Source organism: Curtobacterium sp. NPDC089991 (assembly GCF_044748425.1).
In the GTDB taxonomy this organism is placed as follows: domain Bacteria; phylum Actinomycetota; class Actinomycetes; order Actinomycetales; family Microbacteriaceae; genus Curtobacterium.
In genome coordinates this window covers 365,735-383,928 of the sequence record NZ_JBIVGB010000003.1, presented here as the reverse complement: position 1 = coordinate 383,928, position 18,194 = coordinate 365,735, and the positions used below count along the sequence as shown (strand labels likewise).

At 70.9% G+C, this 18,194-nt stretch carries 19 protein-coding genes, 2 tRNA genes and 1 pseudogene; 12 read left to right on the top strand and 10 right to left on the bottom strand.

What is annotated here, in order from left to right; all coding sequences use genetic code 11:
• Positions 1 to 13 precede the first annotated feature (13 nt).
• Complete coding sequence (locus ACIPV1_RS11125; protein ID WP_123294002.1) at positions 14 to 877, top strand: acyl-CoA thioesterase II; 864 nt, start codon at positions 14 to 16, stop codon at positions 875 to 877.
• Here ACIPV1_RS11125 and ACIPV1_RS11120 read toward each other — a convergent pair.
• Complete coding sequence (locus tag ACIPV1_RS11120) at positions 864 to 1,319, bottom strand: thioesterase family protein (protein ID WP_123294003.1); 456 nt, start codon at positions 1,317 to 1,319, stop codon at positions 864 to 866. The two genes, ACIPV1_RS11125 and ACIPV1_RS11120, sit on opposite strands and share 14 nt — an antisense overlap.
• 32 nt (positions 1,320 to 1,351) lie before the next feature.
• Positions 1,352 to 3,037, bottom strand: coding sequence for an energy-dependent translational throttle protein EttA (ettA, locus tag ACIPV1_RS11115; RefSeq protein ID WP_123938883.1), 1,686 nt, complete (start codon positions 3,035 to 3,037; stop codon positions 1,352 to 1,354).
• Positions 3,038 to 3,227: 190 nt separating this feature from the next.
• Between ettA and ACIPV1_RS11110 the strand changes: the two genes are divergently transcribed.
• Complete coding sequence (locus ACIPV1_RS11110) at positions 3,228 to 3,953, top strand: hypothetical protein (RefSeq protein ID WP_123938884.1); 726 nt, start codon at positions 3,228 to 3,230, stop codon at positions 3,951 to 3,953.
• 23 nt (positions 3,954 to 3,976) lie between these two features.
• On the opposite strand, the gene ACIPV1_RS11105 is transcribed toward ACIPV1_RS11110, so the two are convergent.
• The 3 genes from ACIPV1_RS11105 to msrA all read right to left on the bottom strand — a co-directional run bounded on the left by ACIPV1_RS11105 (position 3,977) and on the right by msrA (position 5,564).
• Entirely contained in the window at positions 3,977 to 4,672 is a 696-nt protein-coding gene (locus tag ACIPV1_RS11105) for a single-stranded DNA-binding protein (RefSeq protein ID WP_123938885.1), read from the bottom strand.
• A 123-nt stretch (positions 4,673 to 4,795) separates the two neighbouring features.
• On the bottom strand, positions 4,796 to 4,999 hold the full coding sequence (locus ACIPV1_RS11100; RefSeq protein ID WP_123294006.1) for a methyltransferase: 204 nt from the start codon (positions 4,997 to 4,999) through the stop codon (positions 4,796 to 4,798).
• A gap of 37 nt (positions 5,000 to 5,036) precedes the next feature.
• The gene (msrA, locus tag ACIPV1_RS11095; protein ID WP_123938886.1) at positions 5,037 to 5,564 is read right to left on the bottom strand and encodes a peptide-methionine (S)-S-oxide reductase MsrA; all 528 of its coding nucleotides are present in this window, start codon (positions 5,562 to 5,564) and stop codon (positions 5,037 to 5,039) included.
• Positions 5,565 to 5,721: 157 nt separating this feature from the next.
• Here msrA and ACIPV1_RS11090 point away from each other — a divergent pair, with 157 nt between their 5' ends.
• Positions 5,722 to 5,988 carry a hypothetical protein gene (locus tag ACIPV1_RS11090; RefSeq protein ID WP_123938887.1) on the top strand — a complete coding sequence of 89 codons (267 nt, stop codon included), beginning with the start codon at positions 5,722 to 5,724 and terminating at the stop codon, positions 5,986 to 5,988.
• Between the two features lie 89 nt (positions 5,989 to 6,077).
• On the top strand, positions 6,078 to 7,388 hold the full coding sequence (locus ACIPV1_RS11085; protein ID WP_123938888.1) for a hypothetical protein: 1,311 nt from the start codon (positions 6,078 to 6,080) through the stop codon (positions 7,386 to 7,388).
• A gap of 110 nt (positions 7,389 to 7,498) precedes the next feature.
• Here the strand turns inward: ACIPV1_RS11085 and ACIPV1_RS11080 are convergent.
• Positions 7,499 to 7,571 (bottom strand) — tRNA-Arg (locus ACIPV1_RS11080).
• Between the two features lie 112 nt (positions 7,572 to 7,683).
• On the opposite strand from ACIPV1_RS11080, the pseudogene ACIPV1_RS11075 reads away from it, so the two are divergent.
• The 3 genes and pseudogenes from ACIPV1_RS11075 to ACIPV1_RS11065 all read left to right on the top strand — a co-directional run.
• Positions 7,684 to 8,226, top strand: a pseudogene (locus ACIPV1_RS11075) (cytidylyltransferase domain-containing protein); the annotation flags it as partial.
• A gap of 234 nt (positions 8,227 to 8,460) precedes the next feature.
• Positions 8,461 to 9,333 (top strand): N-acetylneuraminate synthase family protein, encoded by an 873-nt coding sequence (locus tag ACIPV1_RS11070; protein WP_123294011.1) that lies wholly within the window; start codon positions 8,461 to 8,463, stop codon positions 9,331 to 9,333.
• Between the two features lie 127 nt (positions 9,334 to 9,460).
• The gene (locus ACIPV1_RS11065) at positions 9,461 to 11,002 is read left to right on the top strand and encodes a DUF6716 putative glycosyltransferase (RefSeq protein ID WP_123938890.1); all 1,542 of its coding nucleotides are present in this window, start codon (positions 9,461 to 9,463) and stop codon (positions 11,000 to 11,002) included.
• Here the strand turns inward: ACIPV1_RS11065 and ACIPV1_RS11060 are convergent.
• Complete coding sequence (locus ACIPV1_RS11060; RefSeq protein ID WP_123313641.1) at positions 10,946 to 11,206, bottom strand: thioredoxin family protein; 261 nt, start codon at positions 11,204 to 11,206, stop codon at positions 10,946 to 10,948. The genes ACIPV1_RS11065 and ACIPV1_RS11060 overlap by 57 nt on opposite strands.
• Positions 11,207 to 11,235: 29 nt before the next feature.
• Positions 11,236 to 11,526 (bottom strand): oligoribonuclease, encoded by a 291-nt coding sequence (locus tag ACIPV1_RS11055; protein ID WP_111086801.1) that lies wholly within the window; start codon positions 11,524 to 11,526, stop codon positions 11,236 to 11,238.
• 81 nt (positions 11,527 to 11,607) lie between these two features.
• Here ACIPV1_RS11055 and ACIPV1_RS11050 point away from each other — a divergent pair, with 81 nt between their 5' ends.
• The 5 genes from ACIPV1_RS11050 (at position 11,608) to ACIPV1_RS11030 (ending at position 15,322) form a co-directional block, all read left to right on the top strand.
• Positions 11,608 to 12,048, top strand: a complete 441-nt coding sequence (locus ACIPV1_RS11050) for a MarR family winged helix-turn-helix transcriptional regulator (protein ID WP_123294015.1) — start codon at positions 11,608 to 11,610, stop codon at positions 12,046 to 12,048.
• On the top strand, positions 12,045 to 13,286 hold the full coding sequence (locus tag ACIPV1_RS11045) for an MFS transporter (protein ID WP_123938891.1): 1,242 nt from the start codon (positions 12,045 to 12,047) through the stop codon (positions 13,284 to 13,286). The genes ACIPV1_RS11050 and ACIPV1_RS11045 overlap by 4 nt, the downstream gene beginning before the upstream one ends.
• Positions 13,287 to 14,062: 776 nt before the next feature.
• Positions 14,063 to 14,701 (top strand): oligoribonuclease, encoded by a 639-nt coding sequence (gene orn, locus ACIPV1_RS11040; protein ID WP_402726365.1) that lies wholly within the window; start codon positions 14,063 to 14,065, stop codon positions 14,699 to 14,701.
• Positions 14,702 to 14,776: 75 nt separating this feature from the next.
• Positions 14,777 to 14,852 (top strand) — tRNA-His (locus tag ACIPV1_RS11035).
• A 125-nt stretch (positions 14,853 to 14,977) separates the two neighbouring features.
• Positions 14,978 to 15,322, top strand: coding sequence for a metallopeptidase family protein (locus ACIPV1_RS11030; protein ID WP_123341128.1), 345 nt, complete (start codon positions 14,978 to 14,980; stop codon positions 15,320 to 15,322).
• 141 nt (positions 15,323 to 15,463) lie between these two features.
• On the opposite strand, the gene ACIPV1_RS11025 is transcribed toward ACIPV1_RS11030, so the two are convergent.
• Together ACIPV1_RS11025 and ACIPV1_RS11020 are read right to left on the bottom strand one after the other, a co-directional pair.
• Positions 15,464 to 16,729, bottom strand: coding sequence for an acyl-CoA dehydrogenase family protein (locus ACIPV1_RS11025; protein WP_402726364.1), 1,266 nt, complete (start codon positions 16,727 to 16,729; stop codon positions 15,464 to 15,466).
• A complete protein-coding gene (locus tag ACIPV1_RS11020; protein WP_402726363.1) occupies positions 16,726 to 18,159 on the bottom strand; it encodes an LLM class flavin-dependent oxidoreductase in 1,434 nt (477 codons plus the stop codon). The genes ACIPV1_RS11025 and ACIPV1_RS11020 overlap by 4 nt, the downstream gene beginning before the upstream one ends.
• Positions 18,160 to 18,194 lie beyond the last annotated feature (35 nt).

Below are 18,194 nucleotides of genomic sequence, written 5' to 3'. Positions count from 1 at the left end.
TAGACTGCACCACGTGAACGGCGAACCCGACTTCCTGCGGACACTCCGACTCGAGGACACCGGTGCGAGCACGGGTGAGACGATCCTCACCGGCGCGAACCACTGGTCCCCCGGCGGGCGGGTGTTCGGCGGCCAGGTGCTCGCCCAGTGCATCGTCGCTGCGCAGGCCACCATCGAGGGGCGTGACATCCACTCGATGCACGGGTACTTCCTGCGCCCCGGCGACATCGACGTGCCGATCACCTTCGGCGTCGAACGCATCCACGACGGTCGGTCCTTCGCGACACGGCGCGTGCAGGCCTACCAGCGCGGAGTTCCGATCTTCTCGATGATCGCGTCGTTCCAGGTGCCGGACACCGGGGTCGAGCACCAGGACCCGTACCCGGTGGACACGCCGTCACCGGAGTCGTTGCCGTCCGCCGCGTCGATCCTGTCCACCATCGACCACCCCGTCGCCAAGGCCTGGGCCGAGCGCTCGATCGACCTGCGGCACGTCGAGGGACCGGTGTTCGTCGACGTGCAGGGCGAGCACGTGCCGCACCAGGCGGTCTGGTTCCGTGTGCAGGGCGACCTGCCGGACGACCCGGCGCTGCACCGTGCGGTCCTCGGGTACGCCAGCGACCTGTCGATCCTCGAACCGATCATGCGGCGGCACGGCGTCGCCTGGGGCACGCCCGGCGTGAAGAGCGCCAGCCTCGACCACGCGATGTGGTGGCACCGCGACGGTCGGGCCGACGAGTGGATCCTGTACACGCAGGAGTCCCCCAGCGCCCAGGGCGGCCGGGGGCTCGCGTTCGGTCGGATGTTCTCCCGCGACGGACGCCTGCTGGCGACCGTGGCGCAGGAGGGCATGATGCGGGTCCCTACGGGCGGCTGAACTCCACCGGGGCCTCGAGGTACTGCTCGCACGCCGCACGCTCGGCCGCGGTCAGCCGCCGAGGACGGTTCGTGGCGGCGTCCACCATGACGAGCGCGGTCGTCGCCCGGGTGTAGAGCTCCGCCGGCTGCTGCCCGACCGGCGACCAGACCTCGTACGACACGTCGACGCTCGCCCCACCGAGCCGCCCGATCCACATCTGGATGTCGAGCGGCTGGCGCAGGTACGGGATCGACGCGAGGTACTCGAGGCGCTGTCCGGCGATCACCGTCATCGTGCCGGAGCCCGGCCGACCGTCGATGATCGGCTCGGGCAGGCTGCCGTCCGCCGACAGCTCACCCTCGTCCGGACCCCAGAACCCCACGATGCGCGCCTCCTCGAGCAGGCGCAGCATCGCGGAGTTGTTGACGTGGCCGTAGGCGTCGATGTCGCTCCACCGCATGCGGATGGGAGCGTGCAGTCTCGCCACGCGGGTCAGTCGCGGGTGAGCTTGCGGTACGTCGCGCGCCCGGGCTTCGCGGCATCGGCACCGAGGCGCTCGATCTTGTTCTCCTCGTACGCCTCGAAGTTGCCCTCGAACCAGTACCAGTTCGGCGTGCCGTCCTCGTTGAGGCCTTCCCACGCCAGGATGTGGGTCGCGATGCGGTCGAGGAACCACCGGTCGTGGGTGATGACCACGGCGCAACCGGGGTACTCGAGCAGGGCGTTCTCGAGGCTGCCGAGGGTCTCGACGTCCAGGTCGTTCGTCGGCTCGTCGAGGAGCAGCAGGTTGCCGCCCTGCTTGAGCGTCAGCGCGAGGTTCAGGCGGTTGCGCTCACCACCGGACAGGATGCCGGCACGCTTCTGCTGGTCCGGGCCCTTGAACCCGAACTGCGAGACGTAGGCGCGGGACGGGATCTCGGTCTTGCCGACCTGGATGTAGTCGAGCCCGTCGGACACGACCTCCCACAGGTTCTTGTTCGGGTCGATGCCGCCACGGCTCTGGTCGACGTACGAGATGTCGACGGTGTCGCCGATCTTCAGCGTGCCGCCGTCGAGGGGCTCGAGCCCGACGATCGTCTTGAACAGGGTCGTCTTGCCGACACCGTTCGGGCCGATGACGCCGACGATGCCGTTGCGGGGCAGCGTGAACGACAGGTCACCGATGATGACGCGCTCACCGAACTGCTTGTGCAGCTTCTCGGCATCGATGACCTGCGAGCCCAGACGCGGGCCCACGGGGATCACGATCTCCTCGAAGTCGAGCTTGCGGGTGCGCTCGGCCTCGGTGACCATCTCTTCGTACCGGGCGAGACGGGCCTTCGACTTCGCCTGACGACCCTTGGTGTTGCTGCGGACCCAGTCGAGCTCGGAGGACAGGCGCTTCGCGAGCTTCGCGTCCTTCTTGCCCTGCACCTCGAGGCGCGCACGCTTCTTCTCGAGGTACGTCGAGTAGTTGCCCTCGTACGGGTAGAGGCGACCACGGTCGACCTCGGCGATCCACTGGGCGACGTGGTCCAGGAAGTACCGGTCGTGGGTCACGGCGAGGACGGCGCCGTGGTACTGCTGCAGGTGCTGCTCGAGCCACTGCACGCTCTCGGCGTCCAGGTGGTTGGTGGGCTCGTCGAGCAGGAGCAGGTCGGGCTTCTGGAGCAGGAGCTTGCAGAGCGCGACACGACGCTTCTCACCGCCGGACAGGTGCGTGACGAGCTCGTCCCCCGGGGGGCACTGGAGCGCGGCCATGGCCTGCTCGAGCTGCGAGTCGAGGTCCCACGCGTCGGCGGCGTCGATCTCTTCCTGCAGTGTGCCCATCTCGGCGAGGAGCGCGTCGAAGTCGGCATCGGGCTCGGCCATCAGCGCGGAGATCTCGTTGAAGCGGGCGAGCTTCGCGTGGATCTCGCCGACGCCTTCCTGGACGTTCTCGAGGACGGTCTTCGTCTCGTCGAGCTCCGGCTCCTGCATGAGGATGCCGACGGTGAAGCCCGGCGTGAGCTTCGCCTCACCGTTCGACGGCTGGTCGAGACCGGCCATGATCTTCAGGATCGTCGACTTGCCCGCACCGTTCGGTCCCACGACGCCGATCTTGGCGCCGGGGAGGAACGACATCGTGACGTCGTCGAGGATCAGCTTGTCGCCGACCGACTTGCGGGCGCGGACCATCTGGTAGATGTACTCAGCCATATCGGCCCCAAGTGTAGTGACCCCGTCGGTGCGTCGCGCGCCCGGAACGGGATCGCCGCTTCGCGCACCCGGCGGGACGGGGGTCTGTCGGGATCCCTGGCGACGACGTAGGTTGTCCTCGCCAACCACCTCGGGGCCCGTCGCTCACCACGACGCGGACCGATCCAGGATCACGGACGGGATGACAACCATGACCAGGCACGCCACACGACTGCGCCGACTCGCGCTTCCCTTCGTCGGAGCGATCGCGCTCACCGTCGCCCTCGTCGCACCGGCCGCGCCGGCATCGGCCGCCGGTGCCGTCCCGAAGGGCAACCCGTACCTGCTCTACACGGCGAGCATCAGCGCCAACGGGTCCGGCACGGGCTACTCGTCGTACATCAACGTCCACGACGCCCACAACAACGCCTACTCCTTCGGCATCCAGTCGGACAAGGGGTCCCCCGAGAGCAAGGGCAAGCCGCGCTACATCTGGGAGCGCGTGCAGAACGGCAAGTTCACCTACGGCTACCTCGGTCCGGCGACGAACAAGCTCACGCCGATCGGGATGCGCTGGTACAAGAACGACGTCGCGACGATGATCGTGAACCACAAGACGATCGGCACCCTCAAGCTCAACCTGGACGGCCGGCTGTTCTTCAACGCCGAAGCGAACGCCCGACTCAACGGCGACGTCGTGCACTCGACCGTGCAGAACACGCGCATCACCGTCGGCGACCGGAAGGGCCAGACCGGCCTGAACGGCACGTGGAACACGAGCTTCTCGTTCCGCGGGCTGAAGGCGACGCAGACGAACAAGCCGAGGATCCAGGGCGCGACCTTCAAGATCGACGGCCGGGTCGCCGGGCTGCCGCGCGGTGGGAACTGGGACACCGAGCAGGTGTCCGGCATCGCGATGATCGCGCAGAAGTGGTGACCGTCCGGCGGGACTGACCGGACTCACGCGGCGACCCGGGCGAGGGGTCCGTCGTCATCCGGCGACTCGGGGTCGAACGCGGCACCGTCCTGTTCGAGCATGCGCTCCGACGGCCCGACCGGGTCGGCTTCGTCGAGTCCGTCGTCGATCCCGGCCCCGGTCCCGTGGTCGGTCCCGGGTGCGTCCTCGTCCTCGCGGTGGGCCCCGGCACCAGCCTCGGCCTCGTGCTCGTGCTCGGTGTCGTGCTCGTGCCGCGGACCGTCGAGCGCAGGAGCAGCGCCCAGCCCGCCGCCGTGCACCTCGCCGGTCCGGGGATCGACGCCCCGCACCCCGCCGTGCCCCGACGTCGTGTCGTTCACCTGCCGCGGCACCCGGACCCAGTTGCTGATGCCCCACGCCAGGTCGTGCCCGATGCCGTCGGCGTCGATCTCGACCGACGTACCGCCCCGGCCGTCGCGCTCCCAGGTGCGGATCCGGACGCGGCCGGAGACGACGATACGGTCGCCCTTCTTCAGGGACTTGAACACGTTCGACGCGAGGGAGCGGAACGCGGTGACGGTGTACCAGTTGGTCGCACCGTTGACCCAGGCCGCGCTGGCCCGGTCCCATCGACGTGACGGTGAGGCGAGCCGGAGGCTCGTGATGGCGATGCCGGTCTCGGTGACGAGGTGACGGGGTTCCGTGGCGACGATTCCGCAGACGGTGATGATGTCGTTCATGCGTCGATCGTCATCGAGCCCGGGGCTGCGGAAGCAGCCCCGGGCTCGATCTGTGGCGAGTGGACCCGATCAGGCGACCTGTGGAGGACGAGTCCCCCGGGCCTCCTGTCCGGCCCTGGACCGCTAGTGCGCTCGGAACTCGGGCCGCGCCGCGAGCGGGCCGAGCGCAGCGTGGACCGCGCCCTTCGCCGACTCGAGCGACGGGTAGAGCCCGCCGGCGCGCCCTCGTCCGTAGAGCTCGACCTGGAAGCCGTCCGCGGCACGGTGGATGCTGCCCACCGCACCCGCCGGACCGATCGCGACCCAGGTCCCGGTGTTGTTCGTCATCGTTCGACCACCTCCTCGTGGCCCCGACGCCCGAGGATCAGGACGCCAGGATGTACTGACTGTAGGCCTTGCGGACCTTGTTCACCTTCGGCAGCGCCACTGCGAGGCAGTAGCCCTGACCGGGGTTCTTCGCGAAGAAGTCCTGGTGGTACTCCTCCGCCGCGTAGAACGTCGTGAGCGGCTCGATCGTGGTGACGATCCCGCCGTCCCAGATGTCGGATGCGCGCTGGATCGCCTGCTCGAAGAGCGCGCGCTGCGCGTCGTCCGCCGGGAACATCGCCGAGCGGTACTGCGTGCCGACGTCAGCGCCCTGCCGGTTCAGCTGCCGCGGGTCGTGCAGCGTGAAGAAGACGTCGAGGATGACCTCGGCCGGGATCACCGTCTCGTCGAAGGTGACCGCGACGGCCTCGGCGTGACCGGTCGAGCCCGTGCACACCAACTCGTACGACGGGTTCTCCACCCGACCGCCGATGTAGCCGGACTCCACGTTCTGCACGCCCTGGAGCGTGCGGTACACGGCATCGAGACACCAGAAACACCCACCTGCGAGCACGAACGTGGTCATGGCGACAACCTACCTCGCCGACATCCGGCGGGGCCGAGCAGGGGACATCTCCTCCACAGCGCGCACCGCCCGTCCCGCCGTCCACGATGCGTCGGCAGAGCCCCGGCGTGTCGGTGGTGGCCCGTAGCGTCGAGACCACACCGACCAGGAGGCCACGATGCAGACCACGACCGAACCCGCACTGCGGATCCGCACCGTCCCGATCTCCCGGTCGCGCGGCGACTACCGCATCCTCGACGTCCGCGATGACCTGAGCCGCGTGACCCGCGCCAACGGCGAGATCGTCGGCTACGTCGACCGCATCGACGTCGCCGGTGACACCGCCTACCGCGCCCGTCGCTACGTCGCCACCGAGCGTCGGTTCGTCGAGCTGCCGAACGTGTGGTCCGCCGACGACGCCGTGGACTGCCTCCGTTGGTCATGATGTTCCAGATTGGAATCATCTCGGGTCGGATGCGCGGAACGCCGTTCGTCCTCCCCGGGGCCTGACCGTTTCGTGAGTATGGTGCGCGCATGGACTGGTGGAACGACCTGACCGACTGGACTTCGTCCGACGACGGGTGGCGGGTGATCTCGGGTGCCGTGATCCCCTTCGTCGCCATCGTCGTCGCCGGCGTGATCGCGGCGCTCATCGGACGGGGTGCGACCAAACGGGTCGTCGCCCTGCAGGAGCGCGAGTCGAAGAACGCCGCCGTCGCGGCGATCATCTCCGCGGCGCGCAAGGCCGCTGCTTGGGGTTCGCTCGGGCACGACGAACGCGGCTACGCGGACCACCTGGCAGAGGATGCCGACATCCGGCTCCGGCTGCTCCCCGTGCAGGGTGCGCCCCTCGCCGCCAACTGGGCACAGCACGAGATCGCCGACATCAAGAAGAACTCGTCGACCTTCAGCTTCCAGGCCGACCAGTCGCTCGCGGAGTTCCGCGACCGCCTGCTCGAGTGGCAGGCCCGTCCGGGCCGCGCTCGCAAGCTCTTCAAGGCCGACCTCGAGCGCTGGAAGTTCGAGTCCCCCGACCCGGATGCCGACCTGATCAAGCGCCAGCAGGACTGGAACGCCGACCAGAACGGCGCCGCCCGACCGCAGACCCCGGCAGCGCCCGCTCAGGCCGCTCCCGTCGAGCGCCCGACGCCGACGACGACGTCCCTGCGTCCGGCACAGCGTCCAGGAGGCACGCCCGCCTCCGCGCCGTCGGCCCCGGCCAACGCCGGGTCGGTCCCCGCCGGTGGCGCCCCCGCTGCCGCAGCCGGGTCGGCGTCCGCTCCCGCTGCAGGACCCGGGTTCTCGGTGAACCGCGGTGGGTCGGACGCCAACGCCACCCGCTCCTACGGCGAGAACACCACCCGCGTCTACGGTGACGACGCCGCACCGCCCGTGCGCCCGGCGCTCGGCACACCCACGTCCCCCGCACGCTCCACCCCGAGCCGCGGCACCGACGACACCGAGGTGGTCGACGACGACGCCGTCACCAAGGCCTTCGGCGACACCGATCGGGTGACCCCGGCCCGCGGCACCAACCGTCCCGCGTCGTCCACCGTCGCGACGCCGGCGCCCACCTCGGCCGACGCCCACGTCAACCGGACGCCCGCCAACGACGTCCCGACGACCCCGGGGACACCGACCACCCCGGGTGCACCGACGACCCCGGCGTCCGCTCCGGCTCCGAAGGTCGAGACGCCGGGCACGACGAACACGACGTCGATCCCGACCCGCATCACCCAGGCCCCGGCGGAGCCCACTGACGCGAGCGAGACGTCCGAGGCGCCGTACACGCAGCCGATCAGCGCCTCCGAACTCCGTCGCCGCGCCGCGGACGACGACGAGTAACGGGCACGGACACCCAGCACGCAGCACGCAGCACGCAGCACGCAGCGTCCGACACCCCCACGAACGAGCAACGGGCCGCCATCCGATCGGATGGCGGCCCGTTCGCGTCGTGCCCCCGGCAGGAATCGAACCCGCGGCACGGTGGGTAGAAACCACCTGCTCTATCCACTGAGCTACGGAGGCGAGCGACGTCGATTCTAACCGGGACCCGCCGCTCGAGCGGTTCCGGAACGGTTCGGCCGTCGTCTGCCCGCAGTTCGCCTCCGGGACACCCGCGCTTCGTACCGTCCGGGAGATGCACTCCTCTGCCACCGTCCTCGCCGTCGTCCCCGCACGCGCCGGCTCGAAGGGCATCCCGGGCAAGAACCTCCGGACGGTCGGAGGTCGGTCGCTCGTCCGTCGGGCCGTGGAGTCGGCACGCAGCGCAGCACTGATCGACGCCGTGGTCGTCACGACCGACGGTGACGCGATCGCCGCCGAGGCCCGCGCCGCCGGTGCCGACGTGGTCCGACGGCCGGCCGACCTCGCGGGCGACCAGGCATCGTCGGAGTCCGCGCTGCTCCACGTGCTCGACGAACTCGAGGCCGCCGGCGATGCGCTGCCCGAGATCCTGGTGTTCCTGCAGGCGACCTCGCCGTTCATCGACCCGGACGATCTCGACACGGCGATCCGGCGCGTCGCGGAGGGGCACGCCGACGTCGTGTTCGCCGCAGCGCCGTCGCACGCGTTCCTGTGGCGGGTCTCCGACGACGGTTCCGCCGTCGCCGTGAACCACGACGCGGCCACCCGTCCGCGTCGCCAGGACCGCGCGGCCGAGTACCGCGAGACCGGCGCCTCGTACGTCATGCGGACCGACGGCTTCCGGCAGCACCGGCACCGCTTCCACGGCCGCGTCGAACTCATCGCCGTCGACCCCGCCGGCGCGATCGACATCGACGACGAGACCGACCTGATCACGGCCGAAGCCACGGCCGAAGCCACAGCCCACGCCACGGCCGACGCCGTCGCTCCCCAGATCCCGGACCACGACCCATCCCTGACGCGGGCAGCCCCCCGCACTGAACGGAGCACCATGACCGTCACCATCGGCACGTCCACGATCGGCGCGGGCCACCCCGCGTACCTCATCGGCGAGATCGGCCTCAACCACAACGGTGACGTCGACATCGCCAAGCAGCTCATCGACGTCGCCGCCGACGCCGGACTGCAGGCCGTCAAGTTCCAGAAGCGCACCCCGGCCATCTCCACGCCCGAGCACATGAAGAACACGCCCCGCAGCACCCCGTGGGGCGAGATGACCTACCTGGAGTACCGCTACCGCGTCGAGTTCGACCGCGACCAGTACATCGAGATCGGCGACCACGCGACGCTGCGCGGCCTGGACTGGTTCGCCTCGCCCTGGGACGAGCCGTCGGTGGACTTCCTCGAGGACCTCAACGTCGTCGCGTACAAGATCGCCTCGGCGTCGGTGACCGACCTCGGGATGCTCGCGGCCGTCGCCGCGACCGGCAAGCCCGTCATCCTGTCGACGGGCATGTCGACGCTCGAGCAGATCGACGCCGCCGTCGACGCCCTCGGAACCGACCGCCTCGTGCTCATGCACGCCACGTCGACGTACCCGCTCCCCGCCGAGGAAGCGAACCTGCGCATGATCGACACCCTCGCGCACCGCTACTCGGGCGTGCCCGTCGGGTACTCCGGCCACGAGCCGGGCCTGCAGATCTCGATCGCCGCCGTCGCCCTCGGCGCCACCGCGGTCGAACGGCACATCACGCTCGACCGCACGATGTGGGGCTCGGACCACGCGGCCTCGCTCGAGCCGCACGGCCTGAAGACCCTGGCGCGGGACATCCGGATCATCGAGACCGCGCTCGGTGACGGGGTGAAGAGGATCTTCCCCGGCGAGCGGGCGCCGCTCGCGAAGCTGCGCCGCGTCGGCGCGTGAGCGGATGCAGTCCCCATCCGACCGCCGGCGAGCGGGCGCCGCTCGCGAAGCTGCGCCGCGTTGGCGCGTGAGCGGAGACCACGTGAGCAGAGACCACGTGAGCAGAGACCACGTGAGCAGAGGGCACGTGAGCGGCCCGGTCAACGAGACCGGCGCCCTGGACGTGCCGGCTGACGGGGGTGCGTCGACCGTCAGACGGGAGGCGCGCCTCCCGTCCGGCCCGTCACCCCGCGGTCGACGGGTGGTCGCCCTGGTCGACACCGACTCGTTCGCCAAGTGGGGCGCCCACCTGCTCGCGGCGGCGCCGGCCGGCTGGGACCTCGACCTGCGGACCGTCGCGACGCCGCGTTCAGCCAGCGCGAAGCAGCTGCGCTCGGCGTTCCGCGGGCTCGACGCACGACTCGCGCACCTGCGGACGGCTCCGCCGACGCCGAAGGACGTCGATGCCGTCGTCGAGGAGCTCCGCGTCGATCCGCCCGACGCCGTCCTCGTGTCCCTGATCGGCCCGGTCGCCGAACTCGTCATCGACGAGGTGCACCGCCGGATCCCGGACCGGCCGGTGCTGGTGTCCGGCCTGCCGGGCATCTCGTTCCCGGCGAAGTGGAAGGGCATCTTCTTCCGTGCGCGGGCCGACCTGTTCGTGCTGCACAGCCACCGCGAGGTGCGGGCGTACGAGGAGATGGCCATCGAGGGCGGTGTCGAGCCGCACTTCGCGCTCGCCACCCTGCCCTTCGCCCGGAGCGCGAGCGCCAGCGCCAGCACGGGCGCGACTGCCAGCGCCAGCACGGGCGCGCCCGATGCGCCCGGCGCACACGTCCGCGACGCCGTCGTCTTCGCTGCCCAGCCGAGCGTCCCGCTGGAGCGCGTCGACCGGGCCCTCGTCGTGCAGTGGCTCGTCGCGACCGCACGGCAGCACCCGGAGTGGCGCGTCGTGATCAAGACCCGCGCGGCCGCCGGCGAACACCAGACACACCGCGAGGAACACCCCTACCCAGACCTCGTGCCGGCCGACACACCGGCGAACCTGGTGGTCGAGAGCGGGCCGATGGCCGAACACCTCGACCGTGCGGTGGCCCTCGTGACGATCAGCTCGACGGCGGTGCTCGAAGCGGCCGCACGTGGTGTGCCCGCGCTGACGTTGACAGACTTCGGCATCGGCCGCCACCTCATCAACGAGGTGTTCGTGTCGAGCGGCCTCGAGGGCGACTCTGTCGACCTGGTGGACGGCCGGTTCGGCACGGTCCGACCGAGCTGGATGCAGGACAACTACTTCCACCCGGCCTCGGACGACGACTGGCAGCGCCGGCTCACCGAGCTCATGGCGCGGCGGGACGCCGGGACGCTCGTCGACCGGGAACCCGCACGCCGCAGCCGAGGCGGGGTGCTGCGCCGGGCCTGGGAGCGGAAGAACGCCCTGGGCGGATCGGACCGCTCGGCGCTGGGCTGGCTCGCGCTCGTGATCGGGGCGCCGATCCGGACGACGAAGCGGCTGGCGCGGAAGGCCAGGGCGCTGGTCGACCCGCCGGAGCCGGTCGTGGTGGCGGCGCCGACTTCCCAACGGGCCGCGGGCGGCGAGCGCGTGGCGGCCGCCGGCGGCGCGGCGAACGCCGGGTCAGAGGGCCTTGGCGATCGCCAGCAGGAGCTGGTCGCGGGTGGGGACCCCGGGTGAACGGAAGACCTCGGCCCCGTCCTCCCGCCGCACGATGATCGTGGGCGTGGAACGGATGCCGAGGTCCTCTGCGTCGTCGGGGTACGACGCCACGTCGCGTTCGGTCACGGCGAGCCCGGGGACGAGCGCCGACGCCTCGGCCGACACCCGGCGGGCGGCGGCGCACGGCGCACAGAAGGCGGACGTCCAGAGGTCGAGCTGCATGTGACCGTGCAACGCGGCGGCGCGGGGTTCTACTCCCGGTCGAACTCGCCGCTGCGGTCGCCGCGGTCGGCGAGGTCGTCCACCGGGTCGGACTCCCCCGGCTCGTACGTGAACTCGACCGAGGTCTGGTCGAGGACCTGACGGGACTTGGTGGCGCGGTAGGTGAAGGCCGTCTGCAGGCCCTCGACGTCGGCGAACACCGTGACCTCGTCGTCCAGCGCGTCGCTCGTCGCGGTGCGGGTGTCGGTCGTGCCGTCGAAGGGTCCGCCGTGGAAGATCGCGGTGTACTCGTCGCCTTCGTGGATGGTGATGTCGCTCATGCATCCCTTCTACCAGGCGGTGCCTGTTGCGGCCTGGTGCGGCCTGTTGCGCAATGCATAGCATCGCTATATAGTTCAGCTATGGAAACAACGCGTGCGCAGACGATCGAGACGCTCCTCGTCTCCGTCAACCGCCTGATCCGCAGCGCCGCGCAGTCGACGGGCAACACCACGTCGGCCGCGGTCTGGCGCACGCTCGGCATCCTCGAGTCCGACGAGCCGCTCCGGCTCGGTGAGCTGGCGGCCGCCTCGCGCGTGGCGCAACCCACGATGACCCGACTCGTCACGGGCATGCTCGCCGACGGCCTGGTCACGCGGAGCGTCGACCCCGACGACTCCCGCGGCCAGCTCATCGAGATCACCGACGCGGGCCGCGCCCGGCTCACCGCCTGGCGCGCCACGCTCACCGACACGGTCGGCCCGTTGTTCGCCGACCTCACCGACGACGACTGGGACGTGCTGCACCACGCGTCCGTCCTGATCGCCCAGCGCACCACCACCAGAACGGAGACCACCGCGTGAACGCCCACGCACCTGCCGGCCAGTCCGGCTCCATCCTCAAGCAGTCCTCAGCGGTCTGGGCGATCGCCTTCGCCTGCGTCGTCGCCTTCATGGGCATCGGCCTCGTCGACCCGATCCTCCCCGCGATCGCTGGATCGCTCAAGGCGACCCCGGCGCAGACCGAACTGCTCTTCACGAGCTACCTGGCCGTCACCGGCGTCGCGATGTTCTTCACGAGCTGGGTCTCGAGCCGCATCGGCGCGAAGCGCACCCTGCTCATCGGTCTGGCGCTCATCGTCCTGTTCTCGGTCCTCGCCGCGACGTCGAACAGCGTGTGGAGCATCATCGACTTCCGTGCCGGCTGGGGCCTCGGCAACGCGCTCTTCATCTCCACCGCCCTGGCGACCATCGTCGGTGCAGCGTCGGGCGGGACCGCCTCGGCGATCATCCTGTACGAGGCAGCGCTCGGCCTCGGCATCGCCGTCGGCCCGCTCGTCGGCGGCCTGCTCGGGTCGGTCAGCTGGCGCGGCCCGTTCTTCGGCGTCACCACGCTGATGGCCGTCGCGTTCATCGCGATCGTGGCGCTCCTCAAGACCGGCAGCCTCGAGAAGCCCACGCCCACGAAGCTCTCGGCGCCGTTCCGTGCCCTCGGCCGTCCCGCGCTCGCCGCACTCGCCGCGACCGCGCTCTTCTACAACATCGGCTTCTTCGTCCTGCTCGCCTACACGCCGTTCCCGCTCGGCTTCGGTGCGCTCGGCATCGGCTTCACGTTCTTCGGCTGGGGGCTCGGTCTCGCGATCACCTCCGTCTGGGTCGCCCCGATGCTCACCGCCCGTCTCCGCAGGACGACGGTGCTGAAGATCGCGCTGCCCCTGCTGGCACTCGACCTCTTCGCCGCGGCCGTCGTCGTGGACTCGCAGGTCGGCCTCATCATCTGCGTCATCATCGGTGGACTCGTGCTCGGTGTGCTGAACACGGTGCTCACGGAGTGCGTCATGGAGGCCACGGACCTGCCCCGCTCGGTCGCCTCGAGCGCCTACTCGGCCGTCCGCTTCATCGGCGGCGCCATCGCCCCGCCCGTCGCGACCCTGCTCGCCGACGCGTACGCACCCTCGGCCGCCTACGTCTTCGCCGGAGCGTCCGTCGCCGTCGCGTTCATCGTGATCCTCTGCACCACGAAGGTCCTGCGCCGCGTGGACGACGGTGCCGAGCCGGAGCGCGTCGAGGCCGAGGCCATCGGCGCCGGCGAGATGTCCTAGCCGCACACCTCCCCCGCCCCGCCGCCTCTTGCGCGAGCGGGCGAAACACCCGGGTGTCTCGAGACGCGGCCCGGGTATTTCGCCCGCTCGCGCTCTGCGCACTGGGCGCACGCACGTCCGCCCTCCGTCGTCCGCCCAGCTGGCCGCGAGCGGGCGAAATGTCTGGGCCCCCTGAAACGCGACCCGGGCATTTCGCCCGCTCGCGCGATGCGCACTGGGCGCGACCAGCCTGGAGGCGCGGCGCCAGTCCGTCGGACCGCCACCGGGCCTCCAGGCAGTCACCACCACGCCCCTCCGCCTCCGCCTCCGCCTCCGCGAGCGGGCGAAATGCCCGGGTGCCTCCCGCCGTGGCCGTGGCATTCCGCCCGCTCGCGGAAGCGCGGAGTGGCCGGAGCGCAGCCCCCTCCCGAGCGTCTCGCCGAGCGGGCGAAATACCCCGCCACCCCGCCGCGCAACCCCGGCATTTCGCCCGCTCGCGGTGCGCGCGCTGGACGCGACCAGCCGGGAGGCCCGACACCCGCCCGGCGGACCGGCACCGGGCCTCCAGGCCGTCACCACCACCGCCCCACGCGCCTCCGGCACCGCCGCGCCCGCGAGCGGGCGAAACACCAGGGTGCCTCTCGACGCGGCCCGGGCATTTCGCCCGCTCGCGGGTTCGGGGACGCGACCGCGCACCAGCGCGCACCAGCCGCGGACGCGACCGCGGACGCGCCCCCGCACCGGCCGCGCACCACCTGCGCACGGGGCGTGCGCGGGCCGGGAATAGGATCGTGCACATGGCAACCGCGAATGACCGCCTCGTCTGGATCGACTGCGAGATGACCGGCCTCGACCTCGAGGTCGACGAACTCGTCGAGGTGGCCGTGGTCATCACCGACTTCAACCTCGAGCCCGTGCACCCCGGATTCGACATCGTGATCAAGCCGGACCAGTCCGCGCTCGACAACATGAACGAGTTCGTGACGAACATGCACGTCACGTCGGGACTCATCGAGGAGATCCCGAACGGCGTCAGCCTGGCGGACGCCGAGTACCAGGTGCTCGAGTACATCCTCGAGCACGTCCCGGCCGAGGGCACCGCTCCCCTGGCGGGCAACACCATCGGCACCGACCGCGCGTTCCTGTCCAAGTACATGCCCCGCGTCGACGGCCACCTGCACTACCGCAGCGTCGACGTGTCGAGCATCAAGGAGCTCTGCCGCCGCTGGTTCCCGCGCGTGTACTTCAACTCGCCGGAGAAGCACGGCGGGCACCGGGCCCTCGCGGACATCCTCGAGTCGATCCGCGAGCTCGAGTACTACCGCCGCGCGGGCTTCGTCGCCGAGCCGGGGCCGACCACCGACGAGGTGCGTGCCGTCCAGGCCGAGGTCGTCGAGAAGTGGGAACCGCGCCTGACCCAGCCTGCGGCCGAGTGACGACACGGGTGGTCGGCACCGCCCGCAGCATGTACTACTATTGAGTGGTCGCGCCGGTCCGCCGGTGTGTGCATGGTGGATATAGCTCAGTTGGTAGAGCGCCTGGTTGTGGTCTAGGAGGTCGCGGGTTCGAGACCCGTTATTCACCCCAGTCGAGGGAGAGCCCCAGTTGCGTGTGACGCAACCGGGGCTCTCCCTCTGTGTTTGTCTGGGCGCCTCCGGCGCCGTGCGGCTTCGCCGCGAGTGGTCAGGGCGGTGTGGGACGATCCCTGCGTGATGGAGATGTCCGCCGACGACTTCGAGCAGCTCGTGACCGACGAACTCGACCTGCTCCCCGACGAGATGGTCGACGGGCTCGACAACGTGGTGTTCGTGGTCGAGGACGAACCGGAGAACGGCGAAGAGCTCTTCGGCGTGTACGACGGCATCGCGGCGACCGAGCGCGGGCAGTACGGCTTCGGTGAGCTACCCGACCGCATCGTGGTGTTCCGCAAGCAGCACCTGGCCGAGTGCGACACCGTCGAGGAGCTCAAGGACGAGGTGCACACCACCCTCGTGCACGAGATCGGGCACTTCTACGGCATCGACGACGAGCGGCTGCACGAGCTCGGCTGGGCGTAGGCGCCCACCCGGCGCACCCGGCGCCCGGCACCCGGCGCCCGAATTTCGGGCTCAGCGACACTCCTCGGGCGCACGAGCGCGAGAACTGTCGCTCACCGCGAGAGGTCGCGCCGCGCCCGCGCCGCGCCCGGCAGCGCCCCCTCAGAACCGCGTCGGCCCCACCTCGTGGTACTTCTCCCACGCGCCGACGGGTCCGCGCCCGTGCAGCGCGTACTCCCCCACGAGCCGCTCCTTGTAGACGGCCGGGTTGTGCGACGCCACGACGCGGGCGTTCCGCCAGTGCCGGTCCAGCGCGCGCGTCCGGTCGGCAGCGGACGCCCCGCCGACCTCGAACAGCTCGGAGCACGACCGCAGTACCCGCGGCCCGATCTCGACCTGCGCCTGGTAGACCGCGTTCTCGGCGGCGTCCAGCAGTGCGTGTTCGACCCCGACCCCCGGCTCGTTCGTCGCGACGACCTGGTCGAGCAGCCCCGCGGCAGCGACGACGAGCGACCGCGCGGTGAACGCCCCCGCGGACAACCGACCGAGGATCGCCAGCACCTGCGGGTCCTCGCCCGGCGTTGCCGCGTTCGCGTGGATGTACGTCCGGGTCCGCGGTCGCACGAAGGCGACCGCGTCGTCAGACACCGCCTGTCCGATCCCGGCCAGCACGGCCAGCAGGTACAGCTGGAAGAAGGCCTGGATGTGCGACAGCGGCGCGTCCTTGTACGCCGACACCACGGCGGGGACGACCGGCACACCCTCGAAGACCGTGGTGCCGGATGCGGTCAGCCGCTGGCCGAACCCGTCCCAGTCGTCGACGCTCGTCACACCTGGCGCGTCGACCGGCACGGCGAACGTCACGCGGTCGCCCGAGCGGTCCGCGGCCAGGTAGATCCAGTCGGCGTAGAGCGTGCCGGTCGAGTAGAACTTCCGCCCGTCGAGACGGAGGGAATCACCAACAGGCGTCACCGTCGTCGAGATGTCGGCCAGGGTCGTGCCGGTCCGCTCCGAGGTCGCGTTCCCCACGATCGCCCCGTCGACGATGCGCTGGAGCCACTCGTCCCGTCCGGCCGACGATGGCCGCAGCAGCACGAGTTCGGTGTACCCGAAGTGCCCTCGCCACAGGTGCGCGATGTTCGAGTCCGCGGCCGCCAGGTCCGCCACCAGCTGCACGAGTTCGACCAGGGTCACGCCGAACCCGCCGCGGTCCTCGGGGACGCGCAGCCGGCCGAACCCGGCGTCGGCGAGTGCGCGGACCTCGGCGTGCGGCAACGGCCGGTCGCCGGGGGTGCCGGAGGCGAGCTCGCGCTCGACCGCGCCCTCGCGGATGGTCGCGAACACGGGTGCGAAGCGTTCGCGCAGGGTCGCCAGACGATCGGCCGGGAGGCTCCTCACCCGTCCGTCGGTCGTCGTCGCGTCCGTCATGCGGTCACCTCCACGGCACGTGCCGCGTCCGCAGGCGCCGTCCCGGTCGCGCTCGCGCCGCCCGTGAACGCGCCGCGCCACTGCCGGGCGGGGTGCGAGTCCGGCAGCTGTGCGTGCCCGAAGAGCTTCTCGCGCAGGGTGCCCTCGCGGTACTCGGACTGCATCAGGCCACGCTCCTGCAGGGTGGGCGCGATGTGGTCGACGAACTCCTCGTACGAACCGGGCAGCGTCCAGTTGATGACGTTCACCCCGTCGACGCCGACGCGCTGCCAGTCCGCGAGTTCGTCGGCGATCTGGTCGGGCGTGCCGACGACCCGCGCACGGAGCTTGGCGGACAGGCGGGCGAGGTCGGCGATCGTGGGTTCGCGGTCGCCGGCGGCCTCGCGGAGCCACTGCAGGTGCGACTGCCCGGCGTGGGTGCGGACCTCGGACAGCGGGGTGTCCGGGTCGAGGGCCTCGCCGGTGTCCGGGTCGAAGCCGAGGTTCGAGTGCACCAGGAAGCCGTCGGCCGCCAGGTACTCGTCGATCTCCGCTTCCTTCGCCTTCGCCTCGGCCTCGGTGGACCCGGTGACGAAGGTCAGCCCGAGGAAGAACGCGATGTCCTCCCGCCGACGCCCGGCTGCCCGGGCGAGGTCGCGGGTCTCGCGGATGAGCTGCTCGGTGGCGTCCCGGTTCGAGGTCAGGATGAACTGGGCCTCGGCGTTCCGTGCCGCGAAGGCCCGACCGGCGGGCGAGGAGCCGGCCTGGAACAGCACCGGCGTCCGCTGCGGGCTCGGCGCGCTCAGGTGCGGCCCCTGCACGTCGTAGCGCTTCCCGTGGTGGTCGATGCGGTGCACCTTGTCGGGGTCGGCGTAGCCACGCACCGGGTCCTTCAGCACGGCGCCGTCCTCCCACGAGCCCTCCCAGAGCTTCGCGCAGACCTCGAGGTACTCCTCGGCCCAGACGTAGCGCTCGTCGTGCTCCTCGAGCCGGTCGGCGCCGAAGTTCCGGGCGGCGCTGTCGAGGGCGCTCGTGACGACGTTCCAGCCGATCCGGCCCCGGGTGATGTGGTCGAGGGTGGAGACCTTGCGGGCGAAGTCGAACGGGTGGGACTGGATGACGCTCGACGTGAACGCCAGGCCGAGGTGCTCGGTCGACACGGCGAGCGCGGAGAGCAGCACCGAGGGGTCGTTCGAGGGGATCTGCAGCCCCTCGCGCAGGTTGGTCGAGTAGTCGCCGCGTCCCGGTCCGTAGGTCCCGACGACGTCGGCGAAGAACATCGCGTCGAACTTGCCGCGCTCGAGGGTCTTCGCCAGGTCGGTCCAGAGCGTGACGTCGTCGAAGTCGGCCTGGCGGGCGTCCGGGTGCCGCCAGAGGCCGTGCTGGATGTGCGACGTCGTGTTCATGACGAAGGCCGCGAAGCGCAGCGGTCGGTTCGGTGCATCGCTCATGCACCCCATGTTCCCCGTGGTGCCGTCACGAGGGG

What these genes read in the sequence shown, in the direction of transcription:
- ACIPV1_RS11120 (WP_123294003.1), bottom strand. Translation starts at nt 1,319, where the DNA reads ATGCGGTGGAGCGACATCGACGCCTACGGCCACGTCAACAACTCCGCG.
- ettA (WP_123938883.1), bottom strand. Translation starts at nt 3,037, where the DNA reads ATGGCTGAGTACATCTACCAGATGGTCCGCGCCCGCAAGTCGGTCGGC.
- ACIPV1_RS11110 (WP_123938884.1), top strand. Translation starts at nt 3,228, where the DNA reads ATGACCAGGCACGCCACACGACTGCGCCGACTCGCGCTTCCCTTCGTC.
- ACIPV1_RS11105 (WP_123938885.1), bottom strand. Translation starts at nt 4,672, where the DNA reads ATGAACGACATCATCACCGTCTGCGGAATCGTCGCCACGGAACCCCGT.
- ACIPV1_RS11100 (WP_123294006.1), bottom strand. Translation starts at nt 4,999, where the DNA reads ATGACGAACAACACCGGGACCTGGGTCGCGATCGGTCCGGCGGGTGCG.
- msrA (WP_123938886.1), bottom strand. Translation starts at nt 5,564, where the DNA reads ATGACCACGTTCGTGCTCGCAGGTGGGTGTTTCTGGTGTCTCGATGCC.
- ACIPV1_RS11090 (WP_123938887.1), top strand. Translation starts at nt 5,722, where the DNA reads ATGCAGACCACGACCGAACCCGCACTGCGGATCCGCACCGTCCCGATC.
- ACIPV1_RS11085 (WP_123938888.1), top strand. Translation starts at nt 6,078, where the DNA reads ATGGACTGGTGGAACGACCTGACCGACTGGACTTCGTCCGACGACGGG.
- ACIPV1_RS11070 (WP_123294011.1), top strand. Translation starts at nt 8,461, where the DNA reads ATGACCGTCACCATCGGCACGTCCACGATCGGCGCGGGCCACCCCGCG.
- ACIPV1_RS11060 (WP_123313641.1), bottom strand. Translation starts at nt 11,206, where the DNA reads ATGCAGCTCGACCTCTGGACGTCCGCCTTCTGTGCGCCGTGCGCCGCC.
- ACIPV1_RS11055 (WP_111086801.1), bottom strand. Translation starts at nt 11,526, where the DNA reads ATGAGCGACATCACCATCCACGAAGGCGACGAGTACACCGCGATCTTC.
- ACIPV1_RS11050 (WP_123294015.1), top strand. Translation starts at nt 11,608, where the DNA reads ATGGAAACAACGCGTGCGCAGACGATCGAGACGCTCCTCGTCTCCGTC.
- orn (WP_402726365.1), top strand. Translation starts at nt 14,063, where the DNA reads ATGGCAACCGCGAATGACCGCCTCGTCTGGATCGACTGCGAGATGACC.
- ACIPV1_RS11030 (WP_123341128.1), top strand. Translation starts at nt 14,978, where the DNA reads ATGGAGATGTCCGCCGACGACTTCGAGCAGCTCGTGACCGACGAACTC.
- ACIPV1_RS11025 (WP_402726364.1), bottom strand. Translation starts at nt 16,729, where the DNA reads ATGACGGACGCGACGACGACCGACGGACGGGTGAGGAGCCTCCCGGCC.
- ACIPV1_RS11020 (WP_402726363.1), bottom strand. Translation starts at nt 18,159, where the DNA reads ATGAGCGATGCACCGAACCGACCGCTGCGCTTCGCGGCCTTCGTCATG.